Here is a 14,344-nt window from a genome sequence, read left to right as displayed (position 1 = left end):
TGGGTTCGGACGCACAGCGACAGGAGGAGTGACGTGGATCACGACGACGTCGACCGCCCGCTACCGGGGCGGCCGGTCCGCGGGTCGGACAGCGGCCGTCCGATGATGGCCGCGCTCGACCTCTTCGGCCGGCGCTGGGCCCTGCGCATCGTGTGGGAGTTGCGGTTCGGCAGGGCGCGCTTCTCGGAGCTGCGCACCGCGATCGAGGGCATCTCGTCCGGCACGCTCTCGCAGCGGCTCTCGGAACTCACCGCGGCGCACATCGTCACGCAGACGGCCGACGGCGCCTACCGCCTCAGCTACCAGGGCAAGGCCCTGTTGATCGCCCTCGGCCCGCTGGAGCTGTGGGCGCAGGCCTGGGCCCGCGGCGTCCGCGACGACGCGGAGGAGGGGCCTGCCGATCAGGCGTGATCGGCGGCGTGCAGGGACTCGTCCGTGACGGGCAGGTCGCCGTCGAGCGCGCGCTGCACCGCGTCGACCACGGCGTCGCGGACCTCACCGACGGTGACATCGCGGCCCAGCTCGGCGCTCAGCGTCGTGACGCCCGCATCGGGGATGCCGCACGGGATGATCGCGTCGAAACCGCCGAGCGTGTTGTCGCAGTTGAGGGCGAAGCCGTGCAGGGTGACGCCGCGCGCGACGCGGATGCCGATCGCCCCCACCTTCCGCTCGGGGCGCGCACCGTCGGCGGGGAACCAGACGCCCGAGCGGCCCTCGACCCGCCCGGCGTCGAGCCCGAGGCCCCGGCAGACCTCGATGAGGGCCTGTTCGATGCGGCGGACGTAGTCGACGACGTCCATCGCGGAGCCGAGCTTGATGATCGGGTAGCCCACGAGCTGGCCGGGGCCGTGCCAGGTGATCTTGCCGCCGCGGTCCACGTCGATGACGGTGCTGCCGTCCGTCGGCAGGTCCTGCGGCTCGGTGCGCTTGCCCGCCGTGAACGTGGGCGGGTGCTCGAGGAGCAGCAGCCGATCGTCGATCGCGCCGTCGGCGCGCTGGTTCGCGAGATCGTGCTGGAGGTCGAAGGCCTCCTGGTAGCCGATGGTGCCGAGGTCCTCGACGACGATCGGCGTGGACTCGGCGCGGGCGGAGCGTGCGGGCATGCCGTTGACGCTACGCCTCGTCGGTCATCGACACGGCGAGAGCGCCGGGAAGTGCGGTGTGCGCGAAGCGGAATCCGCTCTGGTGCAGCACGCGCGGCACGACCCGCTGGGAGCCGAGCAGGCCCTCGTCGGCGATCTCGCCGACCGCCGCGCGCAGGGCGAACCGCGGCACGACCCACCGCGCGGGGCGATGCAGCTCGCGCCCCAGGGCCTCGTTGAAGGCCTGCTGCCGGACGGGCGCGGGGGAGGCGATGTTGACGGGGCCCGCGATCGTGCCGGCTTGGGCACCGTCGAGCACGTGCAGGACGGCGCGGGCGGCGTCGTCGCGAGCGATCCAGGACATCCACTGGTGGCCGCTGCCCAGGCGTCCGCCGAGGCCGAGGCGGTAGACCCGGCGCAGCACGGGCAGCAGCCCGCCGGCTCCGGAGAGCACGTGGCCGAAGCGGAGATGGGCGACGGTGGCTCCCGCGGCGCGGGCGGGATCCGCAGCGGCCTCCCATTCGACGCACAGGCCCGCGAGGAACCCCGTGCCGGGCGGCGTGCCGACGGAGCCGTCGACGCACTCGGCCTCGCCCGCATCGCCGTAGACGCCGATCGCGCTCGCGCCCAGGAACACCGGGACGCGATCGCGCGCCGCCGCTTCGGCGAGCGCGGCCGCGGGCTCGATCCGGGAGTCGCGCAGGTCCTGCTTGACCGCGCCGGTCCACCGGCGGCCGGCGATCGGGGAGCCGTTGAGCACGATCACCGCGTCGAACCCGGCGAGGTCCGGGACCTCGCCGCGGCGCGGGTCCCAGGGGAGCGCACCGGCGGGCAGGAGGGCATCGCCCCGAACGAGCGGAACGACGGTGTCGCCCCGCCGGGTCAGTGCTCTCGACAGCGCGCTGCCGATGAGCCCCGACGATCCGGCGAGGGCGACCCGTCGTTCCATGAGTCCGGGTGTGTCGTGCGCCTAGAGGCCCAGGTCGGCCTCGAACGCGCCCTCCTCGAGACGGTGCTTGACCGTGGTGAGGAAGCGACCCGCGTCGGCACCGTCGATGAGGCGGTGGTCGTAGGTCAGCGGCAGGAAGGCCATCGGGTGGATGCCGATGGACTCGGTGCCCGCGGCGTCCTTGACCACGACCGGGCGCTTGACGATCGCGCCGGTGCCCAGCATCGCCGCCTGCGGCGGGACCAGGATCGGGGTGTCGAAGAGCGCGCCCTCGCTGCCGATGTTGGTGATGGTGAAGGTGCCGCCGGACAGCTCGTCGGGCTTGAGGCCGCTGTTGCGGGTGCGCTCGGCGAGGTCGACGATGGCGCGCGCCAGCCCGGCCAGCGACAGATCGTCGGCGTTCTTGATCACCGGCGACAGCAGGCCCTGCGGGGTGTCGACGGCGATGCCCAGGTTCACACCGCCGTGGTAGGTGATCTCCTTGAAGTCGTCGCTGATCGACGCGTTGACGTTCGGGTGCACCTTGAGCGCCTCGATGACCGCCTTCGCGATGAAGGGCAGGTACGTGAGGTTGACGCCCTCGTTGGCCTTGAACGAGGCCTTCGCCTGCGCGCGCAGCGCGACGATCTTGCTGAAGTCGACCTCGAACACCTGGGTGAGCTGCGCGGAACCCTGCAGCGACTCCCGGGTGACCCTGGCGGTGATCTGGCGGATGCGGTTCGTCTTCTGCGAGGTGCCGCGGAGCGCCGCCAGCTCGGGGCGTGCGCCCTTCGGCGCCGACGGTGCCGCCGGTGCGGCAGCCGCGGGGGCGGCGGCAGCAGCCGGGGCCGCAGCGGGGGCCTTGGCGGCCTCGGCCGCGGCGAGCACGTCCTGCTTGCGGATGCGGCCACCGACGCCGGTGCCCGTGACCGCGCCGAGGTCCACGTTGTTCTCCGCGGCCAGCTTGCGCACCAGCGGGGTCACGTACGGCGTCGAATCGGAGGAGCCGCTGGACGACGCGGGAGCGGCCGGGGCGGGAGCCGCCGGTGCCGCAGCGGCGGGTGCCGGAGCAGCGGGCGCCGCGGGAGCAGAAGGAGCCGGGGCGGGAGCGGCCGGGGCGGGCTCGGGGGCCGGCGCGGGCTCGGGGGCCGGCGCGGGCTCGGGCGCCGGTGCGGCAGCAGCCGCGGGCGCGCCGGAGCCGACGATCGCGAGCACGCCGCCGACGGCGACCACGTCGTCCTCCTCGGCGCTGATCGCGAGCAGCGTGCCGGCGACGGGCGACGGGATCTCGGTGTCGACCTTGTCCGTGGACACCTCGAGAAGCGGCTCGTCGACGGCGATCTCGTCACCGACGCTCTTGAGCCAGCGGGTGACGGTGCCCTCGGTGACCGACTCGCCCAGCTCGGGCATCTTCACCTCGGTGCCGGACGCGGGCGCGGCGGGCGCCGCGGGGGCGGCCGGAGCAGCGGGGGCCGCGGGCGCGGCCGGGGCGGCGGCAGCGGGGGCCGGAGCCGGCTCGGGCTCAGCGGCGGGCGCGGGGGCAGCGGCGGTGGGCGCGGCCTCGCCGGCCTCACCGATCGTGGCCAGGTCGCCACCGACCTCGACGACGTCGTCCTCCTGCGCCAGGATCTTCAGCAGCACGCCCGATGCCGGGGCGGGGATCTCGGTGTCGACCTTGTCGGTCGAGACCTCGAGCAAGGGCTCGTCGACCGTGATGGTGTCACCCTCCTGCTTGAGCCACCGGGTGACGGTGCCCTCGGTGACGCTCTCGCCGAGTGCCGGCATCTGGACGGAGAAGGCCATGTCCTCTGACTCCTCAGGTTCGGTTATCTGCTGTGATACGAGCTGAACGCGGGCTTCGGCTGGTGGCCTCCGCCGACATCAGACCCTACCCTCAGGGGCCCGGTACGCGCGGCGGTTGGGGGCTTACTCGCCGGTAACTCCCAGCGGGTGGGAGTTCAGCCCCGCTGCGCGATGTCGCGAAGCACGGCCAGCATGGTGCGGACCGGGACGCCCGTACCACCCTTGGGCGTGTATCCGAACGGGCCGCCGGTGTTGAAAGCCGGTCCGGCGACATCGATGTGGGCCCACTGCACACCGTCGGCCACGAACTCCTGCAGGTACACGCCGGCGGTGAGCATGCCGCCCCACCGGTGCGGGCTCACGTTCGCGAGATCGGCGACGCGCGAGCCCAAGTCGGCGCGCAGCTCCTCGGGGAAGGGCATGGGCCACCCGTTCTCGCCGATGGACTGCGAGAGTTCCGCCACCCGGTCGCGGAAGGCGTCGGTGCCCATCACGCCCGGCGTGCGGGTGCCCAGCGCCACCATCTGCGCGCCGGTGAGCGTGGCGGTGTCGATGAGGTAGTCGGGATCGTCCTCGCAGGCGCGGACGATGGCGTCGGCCAGGATGAGGCGCCCCTCGGCGTCGGTGTTGATCACCTCGACCGTGACGCCACCGTTGCCGGCGCCGGGGTAGTGCGTGATGACATCGCCCGGGCGCTGCGCGGTGTCGGACGGCATGTTCTCCGCCATCGGCACGGTCGCGGTCACGTCCACGGGCAGGCCCAGTTGCGCGGCCAGGATCACCGTGGCGATCACCGCCGCCGCGCCGCCCATGTCCGAGGTCATGTTCTCCATGCCCGCGGCCGGCTTGATGGAGATGCCGCCGGTGTCGAACGTGATGCCCTTGCCGACCAGCGCGACGTGCTTGGCGCCGTCGACCCCGGAGACGTGACGCAGGCGCACGAGGCGCGGCGGGCGCGAACTGCCCTGGCCGACCCCGACGATGCCGCCGTAGCCGTTCCCGGCGAGGTACTGCTCGTCGAAGACCTCGACCTCGAGGCCCGCCTCGGTGCCGAGCCGCCGCGCCCGGTCGGCGAACTCGCCGGGGGACAGCACGTTCGGCGGGGTGTTCACGAAATCTCGGGCCAGCGAGACGGCCGCCGCCGTCAGCCGGGCCTGTTCGACGGTGCCGCGCGCCTCCGCTGCGAGGGCCTCCGAACCCGGGGTCGCCAGGAGTGCGAGGGCGGCCAGCGGGGCCTTCTTCGGCGCCGAGGTGGTGCGGAACTCGGCGAACCGGTAGGCGCCGAGGTGGGCGCCCTCGACGGTCGCGCCGAGGTCGAGCGACGACAGCGTCGTGGCCGCGGCGGCCGTGCCCTCGAGGGCACGGGCCGCGACGCCCGCCGCGCGGCGCACCGTCTCCGCGGGGACCAGCGCGCTCTCGGCCGGCGCGGCGCCGAGGCCCGTGCCGAGCACCGTCGCAGCACCCAAACCCGAACCGGCCGGGGCCGGGACGCGCACCGTCTCGCCCGCCTTGCCCGTCGCGCCGACCAGTGCGAGCGCCTCCGCCACGGGGCCGCGCGCGGCCTCGGGCACGCCGGCGTCCAGCGTGATCGCCGCGCCGTCCGATCCGGAGAACACGCCCACGACGATCACGTCCGTCGTCGCTCCGAGGTCGTCGGTCAGCGTGAATGCGGGTCCGGAGAACGGCGTGCTCAAGGGGGGTTCCTCTCGTCGGGGTGGGACGGGTCGTCGCGTCGCCGCGATGTTACGCCTGGGACATCTCTCGTGCCGCACGTACGATCGGTCCTCATGACGGGGAACGGCACGGGCGAGACCACGACCGGAGCGATCGAGCTGGACCTGGGGGCGGCACCGTCGTCACTGGACCGGGACTGGGAGATCGACCCGCTGTCCTACTGGGCCACCATCGACGCCGCGACGCACGGCCTGGACGCGCCGATCCTGGCCGCCGACCTGGACGCGCTGCGGTACAACACCGCCGACATGCTCCGCCGTGCCGCGGGCACGCCGATCCGGGTGGCGTCGAAGTCGCTGCGATCGCGGCCGGTGATAGACGCGCTGCTGCGCCTGCCCGGCTACGCGGGCGTGCTCGCCTACGACGTGGCGGAGGCGCACTGGCTCGCCGCGGACGGCGTCGACCACACCGGCGCCGCGCGGCCCGGCTGTCCGGACGTGGTGGTGGCCTACCCGAGCGCCGACCTCGGCGCGATCGCCGCCCTCGGCGCCGACGAGGCGGCCGCCGCGCGGGTGACGCTGATGATCGACGACGCCGACCAGCTCGACCTCATCGACGCCGCCGTGCCCCCGAGCCGCCGCCCCGAGCTGCGGGTGTGCATCGACATCGACGCCTCGTACCGCGCCCCGGCGCTCGGCACGATCGGGGCGCGCCGCTCGCCGATCCGCGACCGCGCCGAGGCGGCCGTCCTGGCAGCGACCGTGGTGGGCCGCAAGGGCTTCCGACTCGTGGGCGTGATGACCTACGACGCCCAGATCGCCGGCGTCGGCGACCTGAGCATCAATCGCCCCGGCGCGGGGGCGCTGCTGCGTACTATGCAGCGGGCCTCCTGGGACGAGCTCGTCGCGCGGCGGCTCGAGATCCTCACGGACCTGCGGCGCATCACCGACCTGGAGTTCGTCAACGGCGGCGGCACCGGGTCCCTCGAGCGCAACGCCGAGGACCCGAACATCACCGACATCGCGGCCGGCAGCGGCCTCTACGGCCCGCACCTGTTCGACGGCTACTCGCACTTCCGCCCCGCGCCCGCGATGGGCTTCGGGCTCGCCGTCGTGCGCCGCCCCGACGCGCGGACCGTGACCTGTCACGGCGGCGGCTGGATCGCCTCCGGCGCCTCCGGATCCGACAGGCTGCCGCTGCCCGTGTGGCCGGCCGGTCTCAAGCTCACCGGCCGGGAGGGCGCGGGCGAGGTGCAGACCCCGCTCGAAGGCGATCGCGCCGAACGGATCTCGCTCGGCGACCGGGTGTGGTTCCGGCACACCAAGGCGGGGGAGCCGGCCGAGCACTCCGAGAACCTGGTGATCGTGTCCGACGGTGCCGTGCACGCCACGGTGCCCACCTACCGCGGCGAGGGGAAGTGCTTCCTGTGAACAAGTGGATCCCGGGGCTCGACCAACTGACCGGCAAGGCCGGCGAGTGGCGCAACTGGGGACGCACCGCGTCCGCGTTCCCGGCGTACGTCTCGCGGCCGTCGACGATCGAGGCCGTGGTCACGACCGTCGAGCGGGCGCGCGAGCGCGGCGGCACCGTCAAGGCACTGGGCGCCGGGCACTCGTTCACCGCGATCTCCGCGCCCCGCGATGTCGCTCTCGCGCCCGACCATCAGGGCGGCCTGGTCACCGTCGACGTCGAGGCCAAGCGGGTGACGCTGCGCGCCGGCACCCGCCTCTACGACGTGCCCCCGCTGCTCGAGCCCTACGGCCTCGCGATGCGCAACCTCGGCGACATCGACAAGCAGACCCTCGCCGGCGCGATCTCGACCGGCACGCACGGCACTGGGCTGAGCTTCGGCGGCATCGCCACCCAGGTGGTCGGCGCGACCCTGGTGTCCGGGACGGGGGAGGTGATCACCGTCGGTGAGGACGACCCGCGGCTGCAGGCCGTGGCCCTGGGTCTCGGTGCGCTCGGGATCCTGGTCGAGGTCACGCTGCAGTGCGTGGACCGGTTCGTGCTCGAGGCCACCGAGGCGCCGATGTCCCTGGCGGAGACGGTGGACGGCTTCGTCGAGCGCGTGCGCGGCGTCGACCACTTCGAGTTCTTCTGGTTCCCCGGGAGCGACGGCACGCTGACCAAATCGCAGATCCGCCGCCCGGGCGACCACGCGCGCAAGCCGATCGGCGCGGTGCAGAGATTCCTGGACGACAAGGTGGTGGGCACCGGTGCGCTGCTCGCCGTGTGCGAGGCGGGGCGCGCGATCCCGTCGCTGACGCCCCGGCTGGTCTCGCTCGCGACGTCGATGCTCTCCGAGCACACCGAGATCGACTACTCCACCAACGTGCTCACGACCGACCGCGCGGTTCGCTTCCGCGAGACCGAATGGGCTGTGCCGCTGGAGAATACGATGCCCGCGTTCGCCGCACTCAAGGCCGCGACCGAGGCCCACGACTGGAACCTGACCTTCCCGATCGAGGTGCGGGTCGCCGCCGCCGACGACCTCATGCTCTCGACGGCGTCCGGCCGGCAGACCGGGTACATCGCCGCGCACCGCTACATCCGCGACAAGCCCAGCGACTACTTCGCGGAGGTCGAGCGGATCATGATCGACCACGGCGGCCGCCCGCACTGGGGCAAGATGCACACCCGCACCGCCGACTTCTTCCGCGGCGCCTACCCCCGGTTCGACGAGTTCCTGGCCGTGCGTGAGCAGCTCGATCCCGACCGTGTCTTCGCCAACGACTACCTGGACGCCGTGCTGGGGCGGTAGTCGCGCCACCGTCGGCAGGAGAGCGCCGGGGCGGTGATGGGCACCGTCGGGCCCGCCTGCCAGGATGTCGCGCATGACGATGCGTGAGCGGTTCACCTGGGCCGAGGTCGACGGCACCGACGTGGTGGGTCCGGGCCAGCGGCTGCCCTGGCCCAAGACGCTCGGCATCGGCGTGCAGCACGTGGTGGCCATGTTCGGCTCCACGTTCCTGGTGCCGGTGCTGACCGGCTTCCCGCCCGCGACGACGCTGCTCTTCTCCGGTGTCGGGACCCTGCTGTTCCTGGTGATCACCGGGAACCGGCTGCCGAGCTACCTGGGGTCGAGCTTCGCGGTGATCGCGCCGATCACGGCGGCGACCGCGTCGCATTCGATGGGCTCCGCGCTCGGCGGGATCGTCGCGGTCGGCGTGTTGCTCATGCTGGTGGGCGCGGTGGTCCACGTCGCGGGGACCGCCTGGATCGAGAAGCTGATGCCGCCCGTGGTGACGGGCGCGATCGTGGCCCTGATCGGCCTGAACCTGGCGCCGGCCGCGAAGGCGAACTACGAGAAGGCGGCCGTCACGGCCACCATCACGCTGGTCTGCCTGATCGCCTCGCTCGCATTGTTCAAGGGCATGCTCGGGCGACTCGCGATCTTCACATCGGTGCTCATCGGCTACGCCGTCGCGTCGTTCCGCGGCGAGGTCGACACGTCGAAGATCGCGGCCGCGTCGTGGATCGGGTTCCCGGAGTTCCACGCCCCGTCGTTCTCGTGGGCCGTGCTGCCGATGTTCCTGCCGGTGGTGCTCGTGCTGGTGGCGGAGAACGTCGGGCACGTGCGGTCCGTCGCGCAGATGACCGGCGAGGACTACGACCCCGTGATGGGCCGGGCCCTCGTCTCCGACGGACTCGCGACGGTGCTCGCCGGCGCGGGCGGCGGGTCGGCGACGACCACCTACGCGGAGAACATCGGCGTCATGGCCGCGACCCGTGTGTACTCGACCGCCGCGTACTGGGTGGCCGGCGTGGCAGCGGTGCTGTTGGGGATGTCGCCGAAGGTGGGCGCCGTCATCGCGTCGATCCCGCCCGGCGTGCTCGGCGGGATCACGACGGCGCTCTACGGTCTCGTCGGCATCCTCGGTGTGCGGATCTGGGTGCAGGCGCGGGTCGACTTCTCGCAGCCGATCAACCAACTGACGGCAGCCGTGCCGCTGATCATCGGGATCGCGGACTTCACCTGGTCGCTCGGGCAGGTGGTGTTCACCGGTATCGCGCTGGGTTCCGTCGCCGCGATCGTGATCTACCAGGGGATGAGGCTGCTCGGTCGGCGGGGTTCGGAGGCGCTCGGCTGACACGGCCGGCCCCAAGCGCGGGACAAGGCATCCGCAATCGGTGAGCCGTATCGTGCACGCCATGAAAGAGCAACGCGGCCGGCTGGACCGGTTCGGTTCCACGATGAATGCTCGGGCGGATGTCGCGCAGAAGGTCGCGGGATGGGCGACGTGGCCGGCCGGGGTCACCGGTGGCTGGGCGTACCTCCTGAAATTCACGGCGGGGGCCGTCGTGTTCTGCGCGGTGGTGCTCGGCGGGGTCTGGTGGCTCGCGGCGAAGATGGCACCGGACGCGAAGTGCGAGGGTCGGGCGATGAGCCCCGGCGACGTCTGCGAGTACCACCGCGGAGGGAGCCAGTACGGCACGCTCGAGTACACCAAGACCTACGACCAGATGGTCGCGGACGCCGCAAACCCCTCACATCCGGTGGCGTGGACGGTGACCGTGATCGTCGTGGTGCTCGCGCTCGCGCTGATCGTGGCGGCGGTGGTGCGTCAGCTGCGCCGCCGCAACCCCACCATCGAGGAGGTCGGCGAGTTCGCCCGGCTTCGGAACGCGGAACGCGCGGCCCTGGTCGCGGCGGTCGAGGCGGATCGGGCCGACACCGACGCCGCCCAGCGGCTCGCGGCACTGGACCGCGAGGTGGATCTCATCGGGTCCCGCAACGGCTTCCGGATGGACGGGACCGCGGTGTTGATCGAGCAGCCCGGCGCCGTGATCAGGCTGGACCTGTAGCCCCGCGTCACCCGGGCGCACGATCCGGATAAGACCGCCGCGCCCGATCCGCAGTTCCTCTCGCTGGAGCGACCCTGGTGGACGGCGCCTACGAGGGCGTGGTCGCGCGCGGTGAGTACCTGACGACGATGCCGTTAGCCCTCCGGATCAACCTTTCGGCACTGGACTGATCTCCCGCGCGGCACGGCCCCGATAGGGTGCTGTCATGAGCGAGACGCTGATCGAGGGCCCCCTGAACGCCGTGCACGTGGAGCTGGGGGCGGCGTTCGCGCCCTTCGGCGGCTGGTCGATGCCCGTCAAGTACGCGGGCACCGTCGGCGAGCACACTGCCGTGCGCGAGGCCGTGGGGATCTTCGACGTGAGCCACCTCGGGAAGGCCACCGTCGCGGGGCCGGGCGCCGCGGACTTCGTCAATCGTGTCCTGACCGCCGACCTCGGCAAGATCCACCCCGGCAAGGCGCAGTACACGCTGTGCACCAACGAGTCCGGTGGCGTCATCGACGACCTCATCGTCTACTACGTCTCCGACGACGAGCTCTTCCTCGTGCCCAACGCCGCCAACACCGCGGCCGTCGTCGAGCACCTGCGCGAGCGCGCTCCGGAAGGGGTCACCGTCGTCGATCAGCACCGCGACTACGCCGTGCTCGCGGTCCAGGGGCCGACGTCGGCGGAGGTGCTGCAGGCCGTCGGGCTGCCGACGGAGATGGAGTACATGGCCTACGAGGACGCCTCCCTGAACGGGACGCCCGTGCGGGTGTGCCGCACCGGGTACACCGGCGAGCACGGCTACGAGCTCATCCCCGCCTGGGGCGACGCCGAGACCGTCTTCCGCGCCCTCCTGCCCGAGATCACCTCCCGTGGCGGCCAGCCCGCCGGCCTCGGCGCCCGCGATACCCTGCGCACCGAGATGGGTTATCCCCTGCACGGGCACGAGCTCACCGTCGACATCAGCCCCGTCCAGGCCCGCGCGGGCTGGGCCGTGGGCTGGAAGAAGCCGGAGTTCGTGGGGCGCGACGCGCTGCTCGCCGAGAAGGAGGCGGGCCCGGCCCGGAAGCTCTGGGGCCTGCGGGCCACGGGCAAGGGCGTCCTCCGCGCGGACCTGACGGTCCTCGGGGCCGACGGTGCTCCCATCGGCACCACCACGTCGGGAACCTTCAGCCCCACGCTGAAGACGGGAATCGCCCTGGCGCTCATCGATTCCGAGGCGGGCGTCACCAAGGGCGACACCGTGAGCGTGGACGTGCGCGGCCGCGGGATCGAGTGCGAGGTCGTGCTGCCGCCGTTCGTCGAGGCGAATACGAAGTAGGCGCTCGGGCCCCTTCGTGGGGACGGGGCCGGGGCGCCGAAAAAATACTCGGGGTTCCTACTGATTGGTACGGCCCGCACGGGTGGGCGCGGGTCGTAGAATCAGGTCCCATGACAACTGGCACGGCCTTCGCCCTCACCCGCAACGACCACCCCCGCTCTGCGGCTGAGCGCTCCGAGATCCTGGCGAACCCGGGATTCGGCAGGTACTTCACCGACCACATGGTCTCCCTCCGCTGGAGCAAGGAGCAGGGCTGGCACGACGCCGAGGTCCTGCCCTACGGCCCCATTCCGATGGAGCCGTCCGCGGCGGTGCTGCACTACGCGCAGGAGATCTTCGAGGGTCTCAAGGCCTACCGTCAGCCCGACGGTGCCATCGCCACCTTCCGGCCCGAGGCGAACGCGGCGCGCTTCCAGCGTTCCGCCGAGCGCCTGGCGATCCCGCCGCTGCCGGAGGAGGTGTTCATCGAGGCGCTCAAGCAGCTCGTCGCGATCGACGCCGACTGGGTGCCCGCCGCCGGTGGTGAGGAGGCCCTGTACTTCCGGCCGTTCATCTTCGCCGACGAGGAGACCCTCGGCGTCAAGCCGTCCAACAGCTACCGGTTCCTCGTGATCGCCTCGCCGGCCGGCGCCTACTTCTCCGGCGGCATCAAGCCGGTCTCGGTGTGGCTCTCGCGTGAGTACGTGCGCGCCGCCCCCGGCGGCACCGGCTTCGCCAAGTGCGGCGGCAACTACGCCGCGTCGCTCGTCGCGCAGGCGCAGGCCGCGCAGCAGGGCTGCGACCAGGTCGTGTGGCTCGACGCGCTCGAGCACGAGACGATCGAGGAGATGGGCGGGATGAACCTGTTCTTCGTCTTCGGCTCCGGCTCGGAGGCCCGCGTGGTGACCCCCGAGCTCACCGGCACGCTGCTCCCGGGCGTCACCCGCGACTCGCTGCTGCAGCTCGCGCGCGATGCGGGCTTCGAGACCGAGGTCCGCCGGATCACCGTCACCGAGCTCAAGGAGGGCGCCGCGTCCGGCGCCATCACCGAGGTCTTCGCCTGCGGCACCGCCGCGGTCATCACCCCCGTCGGGCGGGTCAAGGGCGCATCCGAGGACTTCACCATCGGCGACGGTGAGTCCGGCGAGATCACCATGGCCCTGCGCGAGACCCTCACCGGTATCCAGCGCGGCACCGTGCCGGACACGCACGGCTGGATGGAGATGCTGGGCTGAGCGGGAGCCGCGGGGCGCTGGCCGCGGGGTAGGAGTCGGGGGTCGGGGCGCGCCGAGAACCGATGGTCCTTCTCGCAAGCGATGCGTCCCGCGCATACCCTCTGACCTGTGATGCTTGCGGTTGGTTATGCGCCCGCTGCATACCCTGATCGCGGGCGGGCCCGACGGAGTCGGACAGCTCAGTCAGATCGTGGACTGAGACGCCTGTTCTTTCAATGCACGGACGCCATCGGACGGGCGATCGTCGAGCATGGCTCGGCCGGAGCATCTTTCGAAGCGTTCTGCGACGGATTGGCGCCGGATTCTTCGCAGAACGCTTTGAATGATGTTGGGTGCAGGGTCGGTGGTCAGTCGGTCCAGAGCTGTTGCTCCAGCCACTTGGGATAGCCGGGATTACGGGCGCCGAATGCGGCTTTGACGTGATCTTCCGCGTCGTCGTCGAAGCCGATGTAGGGAGTTCCGCTGTACGTGGCCTGGTGGGTATCGAACCGCCTGTCCTCGAAAACGGCTGTGATCGCTGCGATCCAGGAAGCGAAGTCCGGGGCTTGAATCTCGCGGAATTCGGCGTCGTGTGTGAAGTCGATGACCTGCCCGGCGGTGCTCGGCCAGTTCTGGACATGGTCCCAGCTGCGGGTGGCCTCGTTCCAGCGGGTCTCTTTGAGGAGCGCCTCGCCGGTCACGTCGATACAGATGTTGTCGCCGGCATGGTTGTCGAGGATGGGGAGGTAGTTCTCGCCCCACCACGCTGAGGTGACCCAACTGGGGTCCGCTGCGCGGAGTTCTCGCATCATCGTGATCGTGCGGATGACCTCACGAGCGGTCATCAGGTCCTGGTTGTAGATCAGGCTGCCCGCCTCGACGGTTGCCCCGTCGGGGCTGGGGCCGCGCCAGGCGAGGAAGTCGCGGTAGAGGGGAGGCAGAGGCAGGCCGAGGACGCGCTCGAGTTCGTCGATGTCCTCCGTGGGCGATCCCGGCCCCAGAGCTGAGTGGTACTCGGGGTAGTTGGTTGCCAATGTTGCATCGAGTTTGTCGATCAGTGGATCCATGGCCGCCACGCTACCTGGCGACGCCCGACTTCCATCGGGCGTAGAGGGCGTCGATGGTGGGTGCTACCGCGTCGTACAACTGCCAGGTGTCCGGCGCGGCGTAGGTGGAGTCGTACCCGGCGACCTCCGGCACCGTCGAATACGCGTCCAGGTACGCGGAGTACGAGGCGTCGGTGAAGGCGTTCCCCTCGTCGGTGAAGGCGCCGGAGTCGAACTGGCCCACCATGTGCTGCACCAGATACGCACCAGGCGTCAGCTTGCGGTCGTCGAGCAGGTCGAGGTGCGGATCCGGGACCGGCTCCGGTACTCCGTGCCACAGCGTGGTGCCGCTCGCGAGATCGTGCGCCCGCATCCAGGCGTAGAAGATCCCGATGTGCGTGGCGGCGTTGTCCTCGGGAAGACCGAGCTCGTCGACGGTCTCCTGGTGCCACTCGGCATCGTCGTAGGTCATGACGCGAGGCTCCCGCGCGACGGTTGGCGGC

At 71.7% G+C, this 14,344-nt stretch carries 13 protein-coding genes; 7 read left to right on the top strand and 6 right to left on the bottom strand.

Annotated elements, in window-relative coordinates:
* Window positions 1-33: 33 nt before the first annotated feature.
* The gene (locus AXK60_RS01705) at window positions 34-411 is read left to right on the top strand and encodes a winged helix-turn-helix transcriptional regulator (RefSeq protein WP_068569246.1); all 378 of its coding nucleotides are present in this window, start codon (window positions 34-36) and stop codon (window positions 409-411) included.
* Here the strand turns inward: AXK60_RS01705 and lipB are convergent.
* The 4 genes from lipB to AXK60_RS01685 form a co-directional block, all read right to left on the bottom strand.
* Complete coding sequence (gene lipB / locus AXK60_RS01700) at window positions 402-1,103, bottom strand: lipoyl(octanoyl) transferase LipB (RefSeq protein ID WP_068569245.1); 702 nt, start codon at window positions 1,101-1,103, stop codon at window positions 402-404. The genes AXK60_RS01705 and lipB overlap by 10 nt on opposite strands.
* Window positions 1,104-1,113: 10 nt before the next feature.
* On the bottom strand, window positions 1,114-2,031 hold the full coding sequence (locus AXK60_RS01695) for a TIGR01777 family oxidoreductase (protein ID WP_068569244.1): 918 nt from the start codon (window positions 2,029-2,031) through the stop codon (window positions 1,114-1,116).
* 21 nt (window positions 2,032-2,052) lie between these two features.
* The gene (gene sucB / locus AXK60_RS01690) at window positions 2,053-3,813 is read right to left on the bottom strand and encodes a 2-oxoglutarate dehydrogenase, E2 component, dihydrolipoamide succinyltransferase (RefSeq protein ID WP_068569243.1); all 1,761 of its coding nucleotides are present in this window, start codon (window positions 3,811-3,813) and stop codon (window positions 2,053-2,055) included.
* 155 nt (window positions 3,814-3,968) lie between these two features.
* Window positions 3,969-5,507 carry a leucyl aminopeptidase gene (locus tag AXK60_RS01685; protein WP_068569242.1) on the bottom strand — a complete coding sequence of 513 codons (1,539 nt, stop codon included), beginning with the start codon at window positions 5,505-5,507 and terminating at the stop codon, window positions 3,969-3,971.
* A 93-nt stretch (window positions 5,508-5,600) separates the two neighbouring features.
* On the opposite strand from AXK60_RS01685, the gene AXK60_RS01680 reads away from it, so the two are divergent.
* From AXK60_RS01680 to AXK60_RS01655, 6 genes are all read left to right on the top strand, one after another.
* Window positions 5,601-6,917, top strand: a complete 1,317-nt coding sequence (locus tag AXK60_RS01680; protein WP_139057689.1) for an alanine racemase — start codon at window positions 5,601-5,603, stop codon at window positions 6,915-6,917.
* The gene (locus AXK60_RS01675; RefSeq protein WP_082777741.1) at window positions 6,914-8,251 is read left to right on the top strand and encodes a D-arabinono-1,4-lactone oxidase; all 1,338 of its coding nucleotides are present in this window, start codon (window positions 6,914-6,916) and stop codon (window positions 8,249-8,251) included. Before AXK60_RS01680 ends, AXK60_RS01675 begins: the two co-directional genes overlap by 4 nt.
* A 73-nt stretch (window positions 8,252-8,324) precedes the next feature.
* Window positions 8,325-9,581, top strand: a complete 1,257-nt coding sequence (locus AXK60_RS01670) for a uracil-xanthine permease family protein (RefSeq protein WP_068569241.1) — start codon at window positions 8,325-8,327, stop codon at window positions 9,579-9,581.
* Between the two features lie 61 nt (window positions 9,582-9,642).
* On the top strand, window positions 9,643-10,296 hold the full coding sequence (locus AXK60_RS01665) for a hypothetical protein (RefSeq protein WP_068569240.1): 654 nt from the start codon (window positions 9,643-9,645) through the stop codon (window positions 10,294-10,296).
* 205 nt (window positions 10,297-10,501) lie between these two features.
* The gene (gcvT, locus tag AXK60_RS01660; protein ID WP_068569239.1) at window positions 10,502-11,602 is read left to right on the top strand and encodes a glycine cleavage system aminomethyltransferase GcvT; all 1,101 of its coding nucleotides are present in this window, start codon (window positions 10,502-10,504) and stop codon (window positions 11,600-11,602) included.
* 110 nt (window positions 11,603-11,712) lie between these two features.
* Complete coding sequence (locus AXK60_RS01655; protein ID WP_068569238.1) at window positions 11,713-12,816, top strand: branched-chain amino acid aminotransferase; 1,104 nt, start codon at window positions 11,713-11,715, stop codon at window positions 12,814-12,816.
* 347 nt (window positions 12,817-13,163) lie between these two features.
* Here the strand turns inward: AXK60_RS01655 and AXK60_RS01650 are convergent, their stop codons facing one another.
* Together AXK60_RS01650 and AXK60_RS01645 are read right to left on the bottom strand one after the other, a co-directional pair.
* Window positions 13,164-13,862: an SMI1/KNR4 family protein gene (locus AXK60_RS01650; protein ID WP_139057688.1), complete on the bottom strand. Its 699-nt coding sequence runs from the start codon at window positions 13,860-13,862 to the stop codon at window positions 13,164-13,166.
* Between the two features lie 10 nt (window positions 13,863-13,872).
* Entirely contained in the window at window positions 13,873-14,313 is a 441-nt protein-coding gene (locus AXK60_RS01645; RefSeq protein ID WP_068569236.1) for a DUF7832 domain-containing protein, read from the bottom strand.
* Window positions 14,314-14,344: the final 31 nt, after the last annotated feature.

The organism is Tsukamurella pseudospumae, from assembly GCF_001575195.1.
Classification (GTDB): Bacteria; Actinomycetota; Actinomycetes; order Mycobacteriales; family Mycobacteriaceae; genus Tsukamurella; species Tsukamurella pseudospumae.
This window is presented reverse-complemented; position numbering and strand designations above follow the sequence as displayed.